17 protein-coding genes are annotated in these 19,331 nt (G+C 59.9%); 3 read left to right on the forward strand and 14 right to left on the reverse strand.

The annotated features are described in order from the left end of the window. Nucleotides 1–430 precede the first annotated feature (430 nt). From nth to CLM71_RS23950, 5 genes are all read right to left on the reverse strand, one after another. Entirely contained in the window at nt 431–1,072 is a 642-nt protein-coding gene (nth, locus tag CLM71_RS10945; protein WP_105231024.1) for an endonuclease III, read from the reverse strand. Then, nucleotides 1,069–1,767, reverse strand: a complete 699-nt coding sequence (locus tag CLM71_RS10950) for an electron transport complex subunit E (RefSeq protein ID WP_105231025.1) — start codon at nt 1,765–1,767, stop codon at nt 1,069–1,071. Before CLM71_RS10950 ends, nth begins: the two co-directional genes overlap by 4 nt. Beyond that, nucleotides 1,760–2,392, reverse strand: a complete 633-nt coding sequence (gene rsxG, locus CLM71_RS10955) for an electron transport complex subunit RsxG (RefSeq protein WP_105231026.1) — start codon at nt 2,390–2,392, stop codon at nt 1,760–1,762. The genes CLM71_RS10950 and rsxG overlap by 8 nt, the downstream gene beginning before the upstream one ends. A gap of 9 nt (nt 2,393–2,401) precedes the next feature. Then, nucleotides 2,402–3,487, reverse strand: a complete 1,086-nt coding sequence (gene rsxD, locus CLM71_RS10960) for an electron transport complex subunit RsxD (RefSeq protein ID WP_105231027.1) — start codon at nt 3,485–3,487, stop codon at nt 2,402–2,404. A 171-nt stretch (nt 3,488–3,658) separates the two neighbouring features. Continuing rightward, the gene (locus tag CLM71_RS23950) at nt 3,659–3,940 is read right to left on the reverse strand and encodes a hypothetical protein (protein ID WP_145961126.1); all 282 of its coding nucleotides are present in this window, start codon (nt 3,938–3,940) and stop codon (nt 3,659–3,661) included. A 202-nt stretch (nt 3,941–4,142) separates the two neighbouring features. On the opposite strand from CLM71_RS23950, the gene CLM71_RS10965 reads away from it, so the two are divergent. Then, complete coding sequence (locus tag CLM71_RS10965; RefSeq protein ID WP_105231028.1) at nt 4,143–5,033, forward strand: helix-turn-helix domain-containing protein; 891 nt, start codon at nt 4,143–4,145, stop codon at nt 5,031–5,033. 142 nt (nt 5,034–5,175) lie between these two features. Here CLM71_RS10965 and rsxC read toward each other — a convergent pair whose 3' ends face one another. The 7 genes from rsxC to gloA all read right to left on the reverse strand — a co-directional run bounded on the left by rsxC (nt 5,176) and on the right by gloA (nt 14,621). Further along, the gene (gene rsxC, locus CLM71_RS10970; RefSeq protein ID WP_105231029.1) at nt 5,176–7,767 is read right to left on the reverse strand and encodes an electron transport complex subunit RsxC; all 2,592 of its coding nucleotides are present in this window, start codon (nt 7,765–7,767) and stop codon (nt 5,176–5,178) included. Further along, on the reverse strand, nt 7,760–8,335 hold the full coding sequence (gene rsxB / locus CLM71_RS10975) for an electron transport complex subunit RsxB (RefSeq protein WP_105231030.1): 576 nt from the start codon (nt 8,333–8,335) through the stop codon (nt 7,760–7,762). Before rsxB ends, rsxC begins: the two co-directional genes overlap by 8 nt. Continuing rightward, nucleotides 8,335–8,916, reverse strand: coding sequence for an electron transport complex subunit RsxA (gene rsxA, locus CLM71_RS10980; protein WP_015672219.1), 582 nt, complete (start codon nt 8,914–8,916; stop codon nt 8,335–8,337). Before rsxA ends, rsxB begins: the two co-directional genes overlap by 1 nt. A 147-nt stretch (nt 8,917–9,063) precedes the next feature. After that, nucleotides 9,064–9,501, reverse strand: coding sequence for a DUF2569 domain-containing protein (locus CLM71_RS10985; RefSeq protein WP_105231031.1), 438 nt, complete (start codon nt 9,499–9,501; stop codon nt 9,064–9,066). Nucleotides 9,502–9,660: 159 nt separating this feature from the next. Continuing rightward, a complete protein-coding gene (locus CLM71_RS10990) occupies nt 9,661–11,727 on the reverse strand; it encodes a carbon starvation CstA family protein (RefSeq protein WP_105231032.1) in 2,067 nt (688 codons plus the stop codon). 256 nt (nt 11,728–11,983) lie between these two features. Continuing rightward, the gene (locus CLM71_RS10995; protein WP_105231033.1) at nt 11,984–13,918 is read right to left on the reverse strand and encodes an exoribonuclease II; all 1,935 of its coding nucleotides are present in this window, start codon (nt 13,916–13,918) and stop codon (nt 11,984–11,986) included. 175 nt (nt 13,919–14,093) lie between these two features. Next, complete coding sequence (gene gloA / locus CLM71_RS11000) at nt 14,094–14,621, reverse strand: lactoylglutathione lyase (protein WP_105231034.1); 528 nt, start codon at nt 14,619–14,621, stop codon at nt 14,094–14,096. A gap of 311 nt (nt 14,622–14,932) precedes the next feature. On the opposite strand from gloA, the gene dacD reads away from it, so the two are divergent. Both dacD and CLM71_RS11010 read left to right on the forward strand, forming a co-directional pair. Continuing rightward, complete coding sequence (dacD, locus tag CLM71_RS11005; RefSeq protein WP_105233318.1) at nt 14,933–16,102, forward strand: serine-type D-Ala-D-Ala carboxypeptidase DacD; 1,170 nt, start codon at nt 14,933–14,935, stop codon at nt 16,100–16,102. 92 nt (nt 16,103–16,194) lie between these two features. Next, entirely contained in the window at nt 16,195–17,091 is an 897-nt protein-coding gene (locus CLM71_RS11010; protein ID WP_105231035.1) for a LysR family transcriptional regulator, read from the forward strand. 1 nt (nt 17,092) lies between these two features. Here the strand turns inward: CLM71_RS11010 and CLM71_RS11015 are convergent, their stop codons facing one another. Then, nucleotides 17,093–18,298, reverse strand: a complete 1,206-nt coding sequence (locus CLM71_RS11015; RefSeq protein WP_105233320.1) for a peroxidase — start codon at nt 18,296–18,298, stop codon at nt 17,093–17,095. 216 nt (nt 18,299–18,514) lie between these two features. After that, a complete protein-coding gene (sapF, locus tag CLM71_RS11020; RefSeq protein ID WP_105231036.1) occupies nt 18,515–19,330 on the reverse strand; it encodes a putrescine export ABC transporter ATP-binding protein SapF in 816 nt (271 codons plus the stop codon). Nucleotide 19,331: the final 1 nt, after the last annotated feature.

Raw genomic sequence — 19,331 nt, forward strand, 5'->3', positions numbered from 1 at the left:
GAGGCAGGGAAACAACTATGTTGCAAATGTTATGCAGAATTAACGTTTGAGTTTTTTTGATTTGCCGAGCTTTTGTTTTGTTTAAAAGATATCCAAGCCGCATCTAGTGATATGTTCTGCTATTTGGATTTTTTTTAGACCATATCAATGGGTGTGGGTGATAATCTGTTGCAATGTCATGCATATCGCTTGTTTTGCGGAATTATAGAAATCTCGCAAAACTTGTAGCCAAGTTGTGAATGCATTGTTTAATCTGAATCGTGATACAGGCCGCAATTTTATGCTAATTTTTCGCTTGAAATTAAGTGGAATATCAGATTCTGCGGAAATCCACGATCTTGCCGAGGTTAATGCTGCGCAATATCACATTTTTGATAAAAAAGAGGCGTCAATAGGGAGAGGCCGGACGTGGTATGCGCCCGGCGGCAGATCAGGCGTCTGGGTAGACTTTTTCTTTATATTCGCACAGGTCTTCAATCAGGCAGGAACCGCAGCGCGGCTTACGCGCGATGCAGGTATAGCGCCCGTGCAGAATCAGCCAGTGGTGGCAGTCGACCTTGAACGCGGCCGGCACCACCTTCAGCAGCTTCTCTTCAACCTGGTCGACATTTTTGCCCGGTGCGAAGCCGGTGCGGTTGCTGACGCGGAAAATATGGGTATCGACGGCGATGGTCGGCCAGCCGAAGGCGGTATTCAGCACCACGTTGGCGGTTTTACGGCCGACGCCGGGCAGTGCTTCCAGCGCCGCGCGATCTTCCGGCACCTCGCCGTCGTGCTGTTCCAGCAGAATGCGGCAGGTCTTAATCACATTCTCCGCCTTGCTGTTAAACAGGCCGATGGTCTTGATGTACTCTTTAACGCCGTCCACGCCCAACGCCAGCATGGCCGCCGGCGTATTGGCTACCGGATACAGCTTGGCGGTGGCCTTGTTGACGCTGACGTCGGTGGCCTGCGCCGACAGCAGCACGGCGATCAGCAACTCAAACGGCGTGCTGAATGTCAGCTCGGTGGTGGGGTGCGGGTTGTTGTCACGCAGCCGGGTCAGTATTTCCAGGCGTTTTTGTTTATTCATGAGGCTTTCTCTGGCTCTCCGTGCTCCGGCGCCGCGTCGGCGATTGCCTGCGCCTTGCGCGCTTTCATCTTCTCATCAATCACATATTTCGCCGCCAGCATCAGCCCGAGGCCGATAAAGGCGCCCGGCGGCAGCATCGCCAGCAGTAGCGGGCTGTCGAAATGCACCACTTCAATACGCAGCACCTTGGCCCAGTTGCCCAGCAGCATATCGGCGCCGTCAAACAGCGTCCCGTTGCCGATCAGCTCACGCATTGAACCGAGCACGAACATCGCGCCGGTGGCGCCCAGGCCGATAAACAGGCCGTCGATCAGCGCCAGGTTGACCGGTTTTCTGGCGGCGACCGCTTCGGCGCGGCCGACCACGATGCAGTTGGTGACGATCAGCGGAATAAAAATCCCCAGCGACTGGTACAGGCCGAAGGCATAGGCGTTGATCAACATCTGCACGATGCTGACCGCGGCGGCGATAATCATCACATAGATCGGGATGCGCACTTCACTCGGCACCAGCCGCCGCAGGGCGGAGATTGAGCCGTTGGTGATCATCAGCACCAGCGTGGTCGCCAGCCCGAGGCCGAGGGCGTTGGTGGCGGTGGAGGTCACCGCCAGCAGTGGGCACAGCCCCAGCAGCTGCACCAGCGCGGAGTTGTTCTTCCACAACCCCTGAATCATTAACTCTTTTGCTTCACTCATTGGCTGCTCCACAGGCAGGTAAGTGGTCAAGTTTAGTCGGCAGCGTCTCCATATACAGCGCGGTACGGCGCACGGCGTTGACTACCGCGCGCGGCGTGATGGTGGCGCCGGTGAACTGGTCAAACATACCGCCGTCCTTTTTCACCGCCCAGCGCTTATCATCCGGCCCTTCGATCTTCTGGTTGCTGAAGAAGGTGATCCAGTTGCTGAGGCGCAGCTCGATTTTATCACCCAGGCCCGGCGTTTCATGGTGTTCAACCACCCGGCTGCCGAAGACGGTGCCGCTGAAATCAGCGCCGACCAGCAGTTTTATCGCGCCGGAGTAGCCGTCCGGCGCAGTGGTTTCCAGCGCGGCGCCCACCGGTTTGGCCTGTTTGCGCGCCAGATACAGCCGGTGTGCGGCCGTGTCACCCAGCGCCGGATCGCTGACCAGATAGCACTCCGTCTGCATATCATTATCGTAATGTTCAGGCGGCAGCACCTGATCGAGCAGCGTTTTTTGCTGCAGCGCTGCCTGATGGGCGATGGTTTTCTGGGTTAACGCATTGACCACCGCGGTCATACCGGTGGTGGCTGCGGCGAACAAGGCCAGCGTGGTGCCATGCTTGCGCATTGATTTTAGCATGATGGCTCCTTAGCGATGGCCGTAAACACGCGGCTGCGTGTAGTGATCGATCAGCGGCACGGTGATATTGGCCAGCAGTACCGCGAAGGCCACGCCGTCCGGATAGCCGCCGTAAACGCGGATCAGCCAGACCAGCACGCCGATCAGCGCGCCGTAGATCAGGCGGCCTTTCGGCGTGGTGGAGGCGCTGACCGGATCGGTGGCGATAAAGAACGCGCCGAGCATGGTGGCGCCGGAGAACAGATGGATCAGCGGTGACGCCTGATGCGCCGGGTCAAGCTGCCAGGCGAGGGCAGAGCACAGCGCGATGGCGGCCAGCATGCTGAACGGAATCTGCCAGTGAATCAGCTTGCGTCCCAGCATAAACAGCCCGCCGGCGAGGAAACCGAGGTTCACCCACTGCCAGCCGATGCCGGCCAGCGCGCCGCCGAATATCGGCGTCTGCAGCACCTGTTCTACCGAATGGCCGCTGCGCAGGCCGGTTTTGAAGCCGTCCAGCGGCGTGGCCTGGCTGACGCCGTCAACGCCCAGTTGCAGCTGGTGTAGGGAGAGTCCCTGGCTGGTCTGGCCGCTGAAAATACTCAGCAGCACATCGTGAAACGGTAACCCTTCGGCGCGCAGCGCTTCCGGCGGCAGCCAACTGGTCATCTGTACCGGGAAGGAGATCAATAGTACCACGTAGCCGACCATCGCCGGGTTGAACGGGTTTTGTCCCAGGCCGCCGTACAGATGCTTGGCGATCACGATGGCGAACAGCGTGCCGATAACGGCCATCCACCACGGCGCCAGCGGCGGCAGGCTGATGCCGAGCAGCAGGGCGGTGAGCAGGGCAGAGTTGTCGGCCAGTCGGGCGCGCACCGGCTGTTTGCGCAATGCCAGCACGGTGCCTTCCGCCAGCAGGGCGGTGGCCATTGCCAGCGCCGTCTGTACGAGAGAACCATAGCCGAAGAACCAGATTTGCGCGCCCAGCCCCGGAATGCACGCCAGCATCACCCAGAGCATAATGCGGCTGGTACTCTGCTGATTGTGGGTAAAAGGGGAACTGGCGATATGTAAGCCTTTGGTGGCAGACTGTTTTACCGGCCTAAACTTCATAGAGTCACTACACCTGTTTGTCCCGCCATTATGACAGGATTACTTTATCAATAACTTGCCGTCAGTTTAATGTAAAAACAACGACTTAAATTCATATCCCGCAGGGCCGCCGAGTGTGGAGCGGTGCCTGCGCGCGGGTAAAATATGGGGGCTCTCAACGCGATGGCGTTGTCAGAAAGCCCGGTATCCGGCCGTGCGGCTTCCTGCCGAATGAACAGAACCGGCGTAGTTTACATTGAACAGCGCGCTATCACTATTATCTGTCACATTGTTTTTCATTTCTTTCGGCCGTATCCAGGGCTGAGGCCCTGTGCCGCCGAGGGCGTTGCACCGGGGAGGAGAATGCTTTACGCGATATTTCAGCGTGGATTTTAAAACCTGTTCCCAGCGCAAAAACGCCGCAGCAATGATCAGGACACGGGGCGTTTGGCCGCCATTTTTCGCATTATTCATGCCATACTGTGGTTTTATTCAGCAACGTTTTGCGTTAGCTTAATCCTAGACAATACGGGGGCGCAGTATAAAATCGCGCAGAACCTAATCCCACAATCCTAACATGTTATTTTGGGTACATTTTTTCGCACAAAATATCAACCATGATATAATGTATACAGGTTACTATCCCGAGTCTTACTAAGTTAGTGAATTGATAATAATGACGAATGAAGACATATTTTTTATTGAAGAGCTGATCGAGTGGGTTGAAATACATCTGGAAACACGCCCGAACCTGGATGAAGTGGCACGCATCTCCGGTTACTCCAAATGGCATCTGCAACGTAAATTCAAGCGCATCACCGGCATTCAGCTGGCGACCTATATCCGCTCGCGTATCCTGACCCGCGCGGCGGTGGCCCTGCGCATTACCCACCGCTCAATTATCGATATCTCTGACGAACTGGGCTTCGATTCACAACAAACGTTTACCCGCATGTTTAAACAGCGCTTTGGCACCACGCCAAACCGCTACCGTTCCATGGAAAAATGGGACGTAAAAAATCTGATGCCGCGCTTTAGCTTCGAGGCGCAGTATGACAAAGGCTACTACCCGGAAGTCAAACGGCTGACGCTGCCGGAAATGCAGCTGGTCGGTTTTTCACGCCAGCTGGATTTTGAAGAACAAGAGATTGAGCACGACTCCTGCATGGCGATGAAAGATGAAATCTTCAACGACTTTTTCAAGGGGCTGGACGTCGGCTGCCGCAAGGTTTACAGCATCTACTCCGCCCGGCTGCAACATGAGGGGCTTTGTTCTGGCATCCATTCGATGGCGGTCGAGGCGCAGCACCGTAAGGATATTGTGTCCGGTCATCATACCGACAATATTACGCTGCCGCCGCGGGAATATATCTCAATAACCCATAAGGGCTCGGCCAAAGAGTGCATCCAGTTTTTTGCCTACCTGAGCACTCATGTGATGCCGGGTTTGCGTCATGACGTGAAGGGCAGCGTGGAGATGGAGATTATCGAGATTAACGAATGGCAAATGGATGCTAAACTGCGTCAGATTGACGTTGACTATACCTACCTGATTTCTATCGACTAATTTCACACGCCGGCTGGCAATCCGTTTACTCAGGGTTGCGTACGCCGCGTGGGGAACCCCGCACCTTCACGATCTTTTCTCTACCCTCTATCTTGTGTATGCGACGAAGTAAAAACGCCTCGCGCTACGCGAGGCGTTTTGGTCAGGACTGTTTTTCCGTTTCTGCCTGCTGAGCGGCTTTTTTGGCCTTCACACGGGCGATGGCGGCAGCGACGGCGGCCTTGCGCGGATCGGCATCGCTATCCGCTGCGGCAGGGGCCGGCGTTTCAGCCGGTGCGACGTCCGGTTGCTGAGCGGCTTTTTTAGCCTTCACACGGGCGATAGCGGCGGCAACGGCGGCCTTGCGCGGATCGGCATCGCTGTCCGCTGCGGCAGGTGCCGGGGTTTCAACCGGTGTATCGTCGGCCTGCTGTGCAGCCTTCTTGGCCTTCACGCGGGCGATAGCGGCGGCAACGGCGGCCTTGCGCGGATCGGCATCGCTGTCCGCTGCGGCAGGCGCCGTGGTTTCAGCCGGCGCGCTGTCGGCCTGCTGTGCAGCCTTCTTGGCTTTGGCGCGGGCGATGGCGGCGGCAACGGCGGCCTTGCGCGGATCGACATCGCTGTCCGCTGCGGCAGGCGCCGGGGTTTCAGTCGGCTCATCCTCGGCCTGCTGTGCAGCCTTCTTGGCTTTGGCGCGGGCGATAGCGGCGGCAACGGCGGCCTTGCGCGGATCGGCATCGCTGTCCGCTGCGGCAGGCGCCGGGGTTTCAGCCGGTGCATCGTCGGCCTGCTGGGCGGCTTTCTTGGCTTTGGCGCGGGCGATAGCGGCAGCAACGGCGGCTTTGCGCGGATCGGCATCGCTGTCCGCTGCGGTAGGCGCCGGGGTTTCAGCCGGTGCATCGTCGGCCTGCTGTGCAGCCTTCTTGGCTTTGGCGCGGGCGATAGCGGCAGCAACGGCGGCCTTGCGCGGATCGGCATCGCTGTCCGCTGCGGCAGGCACCGGGGTTTCAGCCGGTGCATCGTCGGCCTGCTGGGCGGCTTTCTTGGCTTTTACCCGCGCCAACGCGGCGGCAACGGCAGCTTTACGCGGATCGTCAGTCTCAGCGGCGTCAACCGCAGGCACGTCAACCGTCTGCTGCTGCGCTTTGCGTTCCCGCGCCTGCGCTTTGCGCGCCTCGCGGGCGGCGATGGCGGCGCTGTTATCCGGCGTAGCGCCCGGTTGTACTTCACCGGTCGCCGCATCGTTTTTACTGCGTACGCGCGCCAGCGCCGCCTGAACGGCGCTTTGGTCGTTATCGGTCAACTTGACCGCCGCCTTCTTGTGGCGCTCTTCACGCGCCAGTTTCTCACGTTCCATACGCGCCTGTTTGGCTTCGTAGCGCGCTTTGGCTTCGGCGGCGCGCGCCGCTTCCTGATCGATCGCCTTGATTTCCGCCTTTTCCTGGCGGTAATACTGCACCAGCGGGATATTGCTCGGGCACACATAGGCGCAGGCCCCGCACTCGATACAGTCAAACAGATTATGCTGGCGCGCCTTGTCGTGCTCCTGGCCGCGACTGAACCAGTACAGCTGCTGTGGCAGCAGCCCGGCCGGGCAGGCGTCGACGCACAGTCCGCAGCGGATGCAGGACTGTTCCGGCTCCTGCGGCGCCATTTCATCCACGGTCGGCGCCAGCAGGCAGTTGCTGATTTTCACGATCGGCACGTTGAGCGCGGGCAGGGTGAAGCCCATCAGCGGGCCGCCCATCACCACCATCTGCTGGCTTTGCGGCCGGAAACCGGCGAATTTCAGCAGATGCTCCACCGGGGTGCCGATGCGCGCCCACAGGTTACCCGGCTGGCTCAGCGCCTCGCCGGTCAGCGTCACCACGCGTTCGATTAACGGTTCGCCGTCGACGATGGCGCGTTTAATGGCGAAGGCGGTGCCGACGTTCTGCATCAGCACGCCGATGGCGGAAGAGTGTTTGCCATGCGGCACTTCTTTGCCGGTCAGAATCTTGGTCAGCTGCTTGGCGCCGCCGGAAGGGTATTTGGTCGGGATCACCCGCAGACCGATGCCCGGATGCGCGCGTAGCGCTTCTTTAAGAGCGGCGATGGCCTCCGGTTTATTGTCTTCGATGCCGATCAGCGTGGTTTTAGGCTGCAGCAGATGACGCAGGATATCGGTGCCCTGCAGAATTTCTTCCGCGCACTCGCGCATCAGGCGGTCGTCGGCGGTGATATAAGGCTCGCACTCGGCGGCGTTGAGGATCAGCGTTTCGACGCCGTGGGCGCCGCCCTGCAGTTTGCTGGCGGTCGGGAAACCGGCGCCGCCCAGGCCGGCAATACCGGCCTGATGGATGCGCCGGAGCAGCTCGTCGGCGTCCAACTTGCGATAGTCGGCCGCCGGCTGACGTTCACACCAGCGGTCTTCGCCGTCAGGACGGATAATCACGCACAGTTCGGCCAGCCCGGACGGGTGGGCGGTGATATGCGGTTTGATGGCGATCACCGTGCCGGAGGTGGGGGCATGTACCGGCAGGGTACGGCCGCGGCCCATGGTCAGCGGCTGGCCTTTCAGTACGCTGTCGCCGGCCTGCACCAGCAGTTCGCCTTCCGGCCCCAGGTGCTGCTGCAGCGGGATGATAAAGGTGTCGGGCAGCGGTGCCGTGCGCAGCGGCGCGCCGCTGGACTGCGTCTTCATTTCAGGTGGATGGATCCCGCCGTCGAAATCCCAAATGCGATCTTTTTTAAAGGCGGTGAACAGATTAAACATGTTGCTCCACGTGAATGACTTGCACCGGGATGGTCTTCATATCCCATTTCCAATTGGCGGTGGTGGCGGCGACCGGGATCATTTCAATACAGTCGGTCGGGCACGGCGCGACGCACAGATCGCAGCCGGTGCACTGATCGGCAATAACGGTGTGCATGGCGCGGGTGGCGCCGACGATGGCGTCTACCGGGCAGGCCTGAATACATTTGGTGCAGCCGATGCAGTTGGCTTCATCGATAAACGCCACTTTACGCACCGGCTGGGCGACTTCCTCACCGCCGTCCAGCGGCTGAGGCTCGACGTTGAGCAGTTCGGCCAGTTTCAGCATAACCTGCTCGCCGCCCGGAGCGCATTTGTTGATCATCTCGCCGTTGGCGACCGCCTCGGCGTAGGGGCGGCAGCCGGGATAACCGCACTGGCCGCACTGGCTCTGCGGCAGGATCTCATCGATCTGCTCGGCAACCGGGTCTTCTTCCACCTCAAAACGGCGCGCGGCAAAACCGAGCACCACGCCAAACAGCAGCCCGAGGGCGCTTAATGCCGCAACGGCAATCCACAACGCGCTCATTAGAATTTCACCAGACCGGTAAAGCCCATAAAGGCCAGAGACATCAGCCCGGCGGTGATCAGCGCGATGGACGAACCGCGGAACGGCGCAGGTACATCGGCAACCGCCAGACGTTCACGGATGGCGGCGAACAGCACCATCACCAGCGAAAAGCCCGCCGCGGCGCTAAAGCCGTAGACGGCGGACTGCAGGAAGTTGTAGCCCAGGTTGATATTGAGCAGCGCCACGCCGAGCACCGCGCAGTTGGTGGTAATCAGCGGCAGGAAGATGCCTAACAGACGGTACAGCGCCGGGCTGGTTTTACGCACCACCATTTCGGTGAACTGCACCACCACGGCGATTACCAGGATAAACGCCAGCGTCCGCAGGTAAATCAGATCGAGCGGCACCAGAATAAAGGTGTTGATCACCCAGGAGCTGATAGACGCCATGGTCATTACAAAGGTGGTCGCCATGCCCATGCCGATGGCGCTCTCCAGCTTCTTGGAGACGCCCATAAACGGGCAGAGGCCAAGAAACTTCACCAGGACAAAGTTGTTCACCAGCACGGTGCCGACAAAAAGAAGCAGGTATTCGGTCATTGCAACGCCTAAAAAAAGAAAAGCCGCTTATTATCGGAAATCAGCGGTAGAACGACAACCTATGAATCGCAGGGATCATACCTTTTCGTTCTGTTTTGGTCAAAAAACGCACGAATTACCGTTCGAATCGTGCGTTTCCTGCTGAAATTATTCGGTAAAAGTCTGTTTCACCCGCTGCGAGCGACGCAGATAAGGGACAAAAATCGCCGCCATCAGCAGCGGCCAGCCCAGGCTGCGCACCGCCACTTCGTCGGGAATCGGCGCGAAGGCGAAGGATTTGATCGCCAGCAGCACGGTGATCAGCAGCCACACCAGAAACAGTTTGGGAAAGCGGTGCGAACGGTGGCAGAACAGCCACAGCAGCCACAGGGTAAAGACCCACATTGCCAGCGTTGTCAGCACGGAAAAGTACCACTGCAGCGTGAAGGCCTGCGCGTTGGTCAGCAGATATTCGCGCGACTCTGGGGTGATAATCGCCATCGCGTACAGCGCCAGCATCAGGGTGGCGCTGAGCAGGGTGACGATCAGATAGGCCATGGGGGCCAACAGCCAACCGCCAATGCGATTGTATTCAGCGTGGGACATAAACGGCTTCCTGGATAACGGGTTAAGGCAAACTGCGGCATAGAGTAGCGGGTAATGCCCACGCCGTCATCCCCATGCGTGCGGTGTTGAGGCGGAAAGCATTGCCGTGCGTCGACGGCAATGCTTATTCCGTTACGGAAACCGTCTTTGCTGCAGGCTTCAGGCCTGGCGGCTCTCCTCCCGCAGCGTTACCGGGCTTTCCTGCACCGTCGGCGTATTGGAGCGCAGCGCGCGGCGGATCACGAAGAAGGCCGAAATCAGCATGGTGACGGCAACCAGCATAAAGAACCCGCAGAGCGCGGCGTTAATCTGGTTGCTGAACACGATGGTCTGCATATCCTGCAGCGTTTTGGCCGGCGCGATAATCTCGCCGTGCTCGATGCCGGCAGAGAACTTGTTTGCCTGCGCCAGGAAGCCGATGCTTGGCTTTTCATGGAAAATCTTCTGCCAGCCGGCGGTCATCGAAGTGACGAACAGCCAGACGGTGGGCACGATGGTGACCCAGGCGTAGCGCTGCTTCTTCATTTTGAACAGCACCACGGTGCCGAGGATCAGCGCCATCGAGGCCAGCATCTGGTTGCCGATGCCGAACAGCGGCCACAGGGTGTTGATGCCGCCGAGCGGGTCGATCACCCCCTGATAGACGAAGAACCCCCAGCCGGCCACCGCTACGGTGGTGCCGGCCAGGTTGCCGAACCAGGAGCGGTTATTCGCCAGACGCGGAACCGCCACGCCCACCAGATCCTGCACCATAAAGCGGCAGGCGCGGGTGCCGGCGTCGACGGCGGTCAGAATAAACAGCGCCTCGAACAGAATGGCGAAGTGGTACCAGAAGGCCATCATCGCGCGGCTGTTGAACACCTCGCTGATAATATGCGCCATGCCGACGGCAAAGGTCGGCGCGCCGCCGGCGCGCGACAGCACCGAGTTTTCGCCCACTTCCCGGGCGATCAGCGACAGCGTTTCCGGCGTTACCACAAAGCCCCAGCCGTTGATCACCTGCGACGCGTTTTCCACCGTGGTGCCGATCAGCGCCGCCGGCGAGTTCATGGCGAAGTAGACGCCGGGGTCCAGCACCGAGGCGCAGATCAGCGCCATAATGGCGACGAAGGACTCCATCAGCATCGCGCCGTAGCCGATAAAGCGCATGTGGCTTTCGCGCTCCACCAGTTTCGGCGTGGTGCCGCTGGATACCAGCGCATGGAAGCCGGAAATGGCGCCGCAGGCGATGGTGATAAACAGGAACGGGAACAGCGCGCCGGAGAACACCGGGCCGCTGCCGTCAATAAAGCGCGATACCGCCGGCATTTTCAGCTCCGGCATGGCGAACACGATGCCCACCGCCAAACCGATAATGACGCCGATCTTCATAAAGGTCGACAGATAGTCGCGTGGCGCCAGCAGCAGCCAGACCGGTAGCACCGACGCGACAAAGCCGTAAATCACCAGCACCCAGGTCAGCGTGGTGCCGTGCAGGGTAAAGAACGGCCCCCAGTAAGGGTGCTGCGCCACGTTGCCGCCGTAGATAATCGCCAGCAGCATCAGTACAAAGCCGATCAGCGAGATTTCGGCGATTTTACCGGGGCGAATAAAGCGCATGTAAATGCCCATAAACAGCGCGATAGGAATGGTTGCGGCGATGGTGAACAGCCCCCACGGGCTGTCCGCCAGCGCTTTGACCACCACCAGCGCCAGCGCCGACAGGATAATAATCATCACGCCCAGCGCCCCGAGCATGGTTATCACCCCGGCGAAGGCCCCCAGTTCCTGTTTGGCCATTTCCCCCAGCGAACGGCCGTCGCGGCGGGTTGAGATAAACAGCACCAGAAAATCCTGCACCGCGCCGGCCAGCATCACGCCGATCAGGATCCAGATGGTGCCGGGCAGGAAGCCCATCTGTGCGGCCAGTATCGGCCCCACCAGCGGGCCGGCGCCGGCGATGGCGGCAAAGTGGTGGCCGAACAGCACCCACTTGTTGGTGGGCACGTAATCCAGGCCGTCATTGTGCCGTTCGGCGGGCGTCAGCCGGCGGTCATCCAGTTCAAACACCTTTTTGGCGATAAACAGGCTGTAGAAGCGATAGGCGATGCTGTAACAGGCGACGGACGCCACCACCAGCCAGACTGCATTGACGTGTTCGCCGCGGCTGAGCGCCAGCATGGCAAACGCGCCGGCTCCGACCAACGCCACCACCAGCCAGATAATTCCGGACTTGACGTTCTTCATGGTAAACAACTCCTTGCTGTGCAGGAAACGAACAGAGATGTTGGTATAAGTAATGAATAACAGCTTAAAAATAGGAGTTTTAGACGGGAAGAGAAGCCGGGCGGCGAAGAAATGTGAGGCTAGTATTGTTTTATTGTAAAAACAATGTGATGAAATGACGTGAAAGCACGGCGATATCGGCGGCGGCCAATAAAAAGGCCGGGCAGTCAGCCCGGCCTCGGTATTGTCGGCCTCCCAACGCGGGGAGCGCGGAGGGTTACGCCGCCGGTTTGGCGATCACGTTGCGGGTTTCCATGCGCACTTCCGCGATGTTGACCTGCAGCGTATCGCTCTGGCGGTAAACCACTTCGCCTTTCACCTGCACGGTGCCGGTGTCCTGGCTGCACACCAGCTCATCGCGCACCGCATGGATAAACGGCGCCGGGATAAAGGCGACGGCGCCGTTATCCAGCAGGCGTACGCGCAGGCCGCCACGCGTCACATCGATGATCTCCGCATTGAAACGGGTATCGGTGCCGGCTTTGTTCTGCAGGAAGCGGGCGTACAGCCAGTCGCCGACGTCGCGTTCTGCCATGCGGTTGGCGCGACGGCGCTCCGCCAGCTGCAACGTCATGGCATCCTGCGGTTTCTCCGCCGGTTGTTCGCTGATGATCGCTTTCAGCAGGCGGTGGTTGACCATATCGCCGTATTTACGGATCGGTGAGGTCCAGGTGGCGTAGGCTTCCAGCCCCAGGCCAAAGTGCGGGCCGGGTTCGGTGCTGATTTCCGCAAAGGTCTGGAAACGGCGGATGCGGCTGTCGAGGAACTGGGTCGGCTGAGCGTCCAGATGGCGTCGCAGTTCGCAGAACCCGTCCAGCGTCAGCAGCTTCTCGGCGTCGGCTTCAACGCCGTTGGCCTGCAGCACGGTGACGGCCTGTTCAACCAGCGCCGGGTCGAAGCCGTTATGCACGTTGTAGATGCCGAAGCCCAGACGGTCGCGCAGTACGATGGCGGCGCAGACGTTGGCGGCGATCATGCACTCTTCAACGATGCGGTTGGCGATGCGGCGATGCTCGGTGATGATATCCAGCACCTCGCCTTGCTCGCCCAGCACGAAGCGGTAATCCGGTCGATCCTTGAATACCAGCGCATGCTGGTGACGCCAAGAGCTGCGTGCGGCGCAGACGCGCTGAAGCAGGGTGATCTGCTGGGCGATGGCGTCGCTTGGCGGCTGCCAGTCGCCGACGCCTTCCAGCCAGTCGGAAACTTCGTCGTACACCAGCTTGGCTTTTGATTCGATCTCGGCGGCGAAGAAGTGAATATCGTCGCCGAGGGCGCCGTCGGCGGCGATGGTGACGCGGCAGGCCAGCACCGGACGGCGCTCATTGGCGCGCAGCGAGCACAGGTTGTCGGACAGGTCGCGCGGCAGCATCGGGATATTGAAGCCCGGCAGGTAGTTGGTAAAGGCGCGCACGCGGGCGATGTCGTCCAGCGCGCTGCCTTCATCGACGAAGGCGGTCGGATCGGCGATGGCGATGGTCAGCTGCAGCGTACCGTCGGCGTTCTCCTGCACCAGCAGGGCGTCGTCCATATCTTCGGTGCTGGCGCTGTCGATGGTGACAAAATCCAGCGCGGTCAGATCTGCACGCTGCAGAGCGTCGCTCGGCGCGTGGGTTTCCGCCATCTCCGGCGCTTCTTTCTCCAGATTGTGGCGCGCCAGCGTCACCCACCACGGCACGAAGTGGTCATCGGCGTGGGTGATGTACTGCGTCAGTTCGGCGTAAAACGTGCGGTCGCCCTTGAGCGGGTGACGACGCATCTCGGCCACCGCCCAGTCACCGGCCTGGAAGTCGTGGCTCAGGCCGCGCGCGGGGCGGCACTGGATGGCGTCTTTCAGCAACGGATGGTCCGGCACGATAGACAGGCGATCGTCTTTTTTCTGCACCCGGCCGACAAAGCGCGTCAGGAACGGCTCGACCAGCGAGTCCGGCTCCGCGATTTCGCGCTCTTTTTCCGTATGCAGCGTGGCGACGATGCGATCCCCGTGCATGACTTTTTTCATGTGCGGCGGTGGGATGAAATAGCTTTTTTGACCGTCTACCTCAAGAAAGCCAAAGCCTTTCTCAGTCCCTTTTACTACGCCTTCAACGCGCGGGGTCTGAGAGTGAAGTTGCTGTTTAAGCTGCGCCAGCAGCGGGTTATCTTGAAACATATCGTCCAGTGAATGGGTTGTGAGTGGCAAGATTTGCGGCTGACAGTTTTACGCGAATCACCCGCTGCGGGCAAGCCTGACGTCGCGCTTTTCCCGGCGAGGCGGACTATTTTTGGTCATTCTGCGGGCAGGGGGCGGAAAAGCGTCCCGACGAGCGGCCGGGACGGCGGGGCGATTACGCCTGCAGCGGCGTCGGCTGCAGGATCTCAATCCAGTAATCGTCCGGATCCTTGATGAACGCCACGTAGTTCATACGCCCTTCGTGCAGGCGCTTCTGGAAGGTGACGCCCATCTGTTCAAAGCGTTCACAGGCGGCGCGTACGTCCGGCACGGTGACGCACAGGTGGCCGAAGCCGCGCGGTTCGCTGTTGCCGTTATGGTACTGGAAATCCGGCTGATTTTCCGTGCCGTGGTTGTGCGTCAGCTCCAGGATGCCCGGCTGGCTCAGCGCCCACTGCTTGCGCTGCTCGTCATCCTGCGGGATCTGGTCGCGCGGGACGCGGGCCAGATACACGATGGTAAACGCCGCCTCGGCAAAGTCTTCTTTATATACCGGCGTAAAGCCCAGCACGCGGGTATAGAAGTCCAGCGCCTTGCTCAGATCTTTTACGCGGATCATGGTGTGGTTAAACACATAACCACCGGTAACGCTTTCCGGCTGGTCGGCGACGCCCGGCAGGTTTAATAACTCGTTCAGAGGCATAATTTTTCTCCTTGATGCTTTATCTGTAACGCTGTGCTGAGTATACCCTGTCTTGCAGGAAGCGTGTGGCGGGCGGCAACATCCGGCAACGTCTGATAACAACCGGAATGGATTTTAAAGCCGGCGCGCCGTTTTTTTCGCCAAAACGTGACGGCGCGGCTTGCGGGCGGCAAGGTTTATTACCGGATCGGCATAACACATACAAATGGTTGCACTCTGTTATCTGCTGTAAAAGACTGGTGATTCCGCTGCCGCGCCGTTTGGTGCAGTCTAGCCCGCCTAAAACAGAGAAATATGAAGAGGATATCGTCGTGAAGCCTAGTGTATTGGCCGTTGTATGTGGAATGTTACTGCCGCTGGCAGCCCAGGCGGCAGCAACGCCGGCGCAGGTTCCTGCGCTGACCCCGCCGCCAATCGATGCGGCTTCGTACGTATTGATGGATTATACCACCGGCCAGATTTTGGCGCAGGATCATGCTGACGAGCGGCGCAATCCCGCCAGCCTGACTAAACTGATGACCGGCCTGGTGGTCGACCACGCTCTCGATCAGCACAAAATTGGGCTGGATGACGTGGTGACGGTGGGCCAGGACGCCTGGGGCGCCGGCAACCCGGTATTTAAAGGGTCCTCGCTGATGTTCTTAAAGCCAGGTGACAGGGTCACGGTGCGCGATCTCAGCCGTGGCATTATCATTGACTCCGGCAATGACGCCTGCGTGGCGATGGCCGATTACGTGGCCGGCAGTCAGGCGGCTTTCGTACAGTTGATGAACCAGAAAGCGGCGCAGCTCGGGCTGAAAAACACCCACTTTGAAACGGTGCACGGCCTGGATGCGCCGGGTCAGTTCACTACCGCCGGGGATTTGGCGCAGATATCGCGGGCGATCATCATGAGCGAACCGGCGGAATATCATATGTACAGCGAAAAATCGCTGACCTGGAACGGCATCACGCAGCAGAACCGCAACGGCCTGCTGTGGGATAAAACGCTGCACGTTGACGGCCTGAAAACCGGCCATACGGCGTCGGCGGGCTTTAACATTATTGCCTCCGCCACCGAAGGCAACCGCCGTATGATTGCCGTGGTGATGGGCGGTAAAAGCTCGAAAGGGCGTGAAGAGCAGGCGCGTAAACTGCTGACCTGGGGGCTGCGCGACTTTGACACCGTGCAGGTGTTCAAGGCCGGCGCCGCACTGGGCAATGAGACGGTCTGGTACGGCGATAAGTCGCAGGTGCAGGTCGGCGTCCAGCAGGATCACGCGCTCAGTCTGCCGAAGGGCGAGGTGCAGAAGCTTAAGGCGCAGTACGTGCTGAACGGCAAACGGCTGGAAGCGCCGCTGAAGGCGGGCCAGACCGTCGGCGAAGTACGCATCAGCGACGACGGTAAACTGCTGGAAACGCTGCCGCTGGTGGCGCTGCAGCCGGTTAATCAGGGCGGGATCTTCTCGCGGCTGGTGGACTACATAAAACTCAAAGTATAACTATTCCCTCCGGGCCCGGCCGACGCCGCACGGGCCCGCTTTTTGCTGCTTAATGATATACTTGGTTTAGATGTCATCATCCGAGCGAATTAATGGATATTAAGCAACTGATTTATCTGTGTAATCTTGAGCGCGAACGCCATTTCGGCCGGGCGGCGGAAGCCAGTTTCGTCAGCCAGCCGACGCTATCTATGCGGTTGAAAAACCTGGAGAAAGAATTGGGCGTGGCGTTGATCAACCGCGGCAATAATTTTGAAGGCTTTACCGCAGAGGGCGAACGCGTGCTGGCCTGGGCGCGGGAAATCGTCTCGGTGTATCAGGGGCTGAAGCTGGAGGTGGAATCGCTCAAGCACGGGCTGAACGGAACGCTGGTGATTGGTGCGGTGCCGCAGTGCAGCATCATGCTGGCGCAGTTGCTGAAGTCGGTCAGCGCCAAATTTCCCCGGCTGGATTTCCGCGTTTCGGTACTCAGCGCCGATCAGCTGCTGGAGGCCCTGACCGCCCATACGGTAGACATCGGCATCGGTTTTTTCGAGCTGCAGACGCTGCACGAGCTGCATTTCCAGTCGCAGCCGCTGGAGGACAGCGGCGTCGATCTGCTGTTTCATTCGCAGCACTTTCCGCAGCTGGTCGGCGATACGCCGCTGACGCTGCGTGAGGTCGCCGACTTGCCGCTGTGCCTGGCGGAACCGTCGCGCTATTTCCGCCGCTATATCGATCAGAACTTCCGCGACGCCGGGTTAACGCTGCATACGCGGCTGGAAAGCAGCTCGCTGCTGCAACTGCTGCAGGGGATTTTCGTCGGTTTAGGCTGTGGCATCTTTCCGCGCGGCAATTTACTGCCGGAAATGACGCCGCAGCTGCAGCGCCGTTCGATCGCGATAGCGCCGATGACGCGCCACGCGGCGGTGGTGGTGGCCGAGCCGGGCCGGGCGACGCCGCTGGCCCAGCATTTCTTTGACGCGGCCCAAAGTTGGCTGCTGCAGTAAATTACTCTTCGTCTTCCGTGCCGATGCTGAGCGTATCGCCCAGGCTATAGCGCAGACGGTTCTCCCAGGCATACAGCGCGCTGGTCAGTATCAGATCCAGCGCCTGCGCCTGCGTTGCACCCTGCTGAAACAGCGGTTGTACGCTGTGCGGCGTAAACTTTTCCGGGCTGCGGGTTAGCGCGCTGCCGATCTGAATCACCGCCTTTTGCCGGGGATCCGCCGCAAGCTGATAGCCGGCGTCGATGCTGTCGCACAGGGCGTGCACCAGCGGCGGGTTGTGCAGATCGGCGGCGACGCTGGCGGCGCAATAGCGGCTGCCGTTGATGCGTGAGGTGCAGAGCGCCGCCAGCGCCATCAGTCGACGGCTCGTTTCATCATTACTGCCATGAATACCGTTAAATACGCCGTTGCGTTCACGCAGGGCGGCGGCATCATGGGCCAGCAGCAGGTAGTAATCCTCACTTCGCGCGTCCGGATGGCTCTGATCCAGCACGTCCAGCTGTTCGGCCGCCGCCTCTTCGGGTTGCAGCAGCGTCAGGCGTGACCGCCAGAGCGGCGGGCGTTCATCAAGGCGCAGCGCCTCGGCGTCCTGCTGGGTGGTGAAGCCTGGTGCCACCGCAGCGGGCCGGCCCGCCAGCGCGGCGATGCCGGCGACTACCCGTGCCTGATAGCTGACAAAACCGATAATCTGCACGAAGGAGACGATATCCGCTACGCTCAGGCCGACATCACTCAACTGCTGCAGCGCCTTACGACAGATCAGCGTGGGCTGGGTGGCAAGCTGGCGGGCGTATTGGGTGATTTGCGCTAAGCGGATATTACTTTCACGGGAGGCGTCGGGGCTGTCGAGCGGGGCGAGGCGGGCGGCGTAGTGGCTACACAGCGACTGCACGCCGGTAACCTGCGCCACCGTCAGCGCGGTACAGAGGCGATCGTATGGTGACAACGTCACGTGGCGCGACAGCGCGACCTGCTCGGGAAACAGTACGCTGCAGCACGCCAGCGAGGCGCTGAAGAGCGGCGCCCGGGCGATCAGCGCCTGATTCAATGCCGGGTCGGCAAACTCGCCCAGTCCCAGCAAAAAGCGGTCGCGGATCAGGGCGGCCCGCGGCTCTAACGGCATATCGCCGCGTACGCTGCACTGGGTTTCATGATACCACTGGCTATGATATTGGCGCTGTTGTTCCCTGAGGCGTGGACTCGTCATCAGTGAGATATCCTGTTGTTTAATCAACTCAACGTAGGGATATCTTCACTGATTCGAATAGCGAGATAAAATAATGTTACGTGCTAATCAATAACTGAAGGGAATAAAATATAATGATATATCACAAAAATGTAATTTGTATTTGCGCCTGACGGGTAACGGCCCGCCGCGCAGGCACGGCCTCCGGGCGGCGCCGACACCGCCCGGAAGTTGATGTCAGAAGCGGCCTCCGCCGTCGCGCCGCCAGGCGTCGGCGGTCAGGGCTTCGCCAAAGTGGCTGGCGATCAGCCGCTTGGTCAGTTCATGCAGCGGCGCCGCCAGCACCTCGGCGGTGCTGCCGCGCTCGACGATTTCCCCTTCATGCATCACCAGCACCTGATCGCTGATGTGTTTCATCATTCCCAAATGCTGGGTGACATAGATATAGGAGATGCCGTGCTTCTCCTGTAGTTCCAGCATCAGGTTGATGATTTGCGAGCGCATCGACATATCCAGCGAGGCCAGGGCCTCATCGGCGACGATCACCTTTGGCTGCAGAATCAGCGCCCTTGCCAGCGCTACGCGCTGTTTCTGGCCGGAGGCCAGCATATGCGGGTAGTAATAGGCGTGGTCCGGCAGCATGCCGACCTGGCGCAGCGTCTGGTTAATGCGCCGCTCGCGCTCCTCAGGCTCCAGATCGGTGTTCAGGCGCAGCGGGGCGTCCAGAATCTGCCCGATGCGCTGACGCGGATTGAGCGAGGTGCTGGGGTCCTGAAAAATCATGCGGATACGCTGGCTACGGTAGCGGTAGTCGCCGTAGTTCAGCGGATGGTCGTCGATCAACAGTTCGCCGGCGCTGGGTTCGACCATGCCGGAAAGCATCTTCGCCAGCGTTGACTTGCCTGAACCGTTCTCGCCGATAATCGCCAGCGTCTGGCGTTCGCGCAGGGTAAAACTCACCGACTTGACCGCTTCGACGTGCTGACGACGGAACAGACCGCTGCGGTAGCGGTAGGTTTTGCTCAGGTTGCGCACTTCCAATAGCGTTTCCATC

The sequence above is a fragment of the Serratia sp. MYb239 genome (assembly GCF_002966855.1).
GTDB classification, from domain to species: Bacteria; Pseudomonadota; Gammaproteobacteria; order Enterobacterales; family Enterobacteriaceae; genus Serratia_B; species Serratia_B rhizosphaerae.

Bases quoted from the DNA above. Each gene is read 5' to 3' on its own strand.
- nth (WP_105231024.1), bottom strand. From the start codon at position 1,072: ATGAATAAACAAAAACGCCTGGAAATACTGACCCGGCTGCGTGACAAC.
- CLM71_RS10950 (WP_105231025.1), bottom strand. From the start codon at position 1,767: ATGAGTGAAGCAAAAGAGTTAATGATTCAGGGGTTGTGGAAGAACAAC.
- rsxG (WP_105231026.1), bottom strand. From the start codon at position 2,392: ATGCTAAAATCAATGCGCAAGCATGGCACCACGCTGGCCTTGTTCGCC.
- rsxD (WP_105231027.1), bottom strand. From the start codon at position 3,487: ATGAAGTTTAGGCCGGTAAAACAGTCTGCCACCAAAGGCTTACATATC.
- CLM71_RS23950 (WP_145961126.1), bottom strand. From the start codon at position 3,940: ATGAATAATGCGAAAAATGGCGGCCAAACGCCCCGTGTCCTGATCATT.
- CLM71_RS10965 (WP_105231028.1), top strand. From the start codon at position 4,143: ATGACGAATGAAGACATATTTTTTATTGAAGAGCTGATCGAGTGGGTT.
- rsxC (WP_105231029.1), bottom strand. From the start codon at position 7,767: ATGTTTAATCTGTTCACCGCCTTTAAAAAAGATCGCATTTGGGATTTC.
- rsxB (WP_105231030.1), bottom strand. From the start codon at position 8,335: ATGAGCGCGTTGTGGATTGCCGTTGCGGCATTAAGCGCCCTCGGGCTG.
- rsxA (WP_015672219.1), bottom strand. From the start codon at position 8,916: ATGACCGAATACCTGCTTCTTTTTGTCGGCACCGTGCTGGTGAACAAC.
- CLM71_RS10985 (WP_105231031.1), bottom strand. From the start codon at position 9,501: ATGTCCCACGCTGAATACAATCGCATTGGCGGTTGGCTGTTGGCCCCC.
- CLM71_RS10990 (WP_105231032.1), bottom strand. From the start codon at position 11,727: ATGAAGAACGTCAAGTCCGGAATTATCTGGCTGGTGGTGGCGTTGGTC.
- CLM71_RS10995 (WP_105231033.1), bottom strand. From the start codon at position 13,918: ATGTTTCAAGATAACCCGCTGCTGGCGCAGCTTAAACAGCAACTTCAC.
- gloA (WP_105231034.1), bottom strand. From the start codon at position 14,621: ATGCCTCTGAACGAGTTATTAAACCTGCCGGGCGTCGCCGACCAGCCG.
- CLM71_RS11010 (WP_105231035.1), top strand. From the start codon at position 16,195: ATGGATATTAAGCAACTGATTTATCTGTGTAATCTTGAGCGCGAACGC.
- CLM71_RS11015 (WP_105233320.1), bottom strand. From the start codon at position 18,298: ATGACGAGTCCACGCCTCAGGGAACAACAGCGCCAATATCATAGCCAG.
- sapF (WP_105231036.1), bottom strand. From the start codon at position 19,330: ATGGAAACGCTATTGGAAGTGCGCAACCTGAGCAAAACCTACCGCTAC.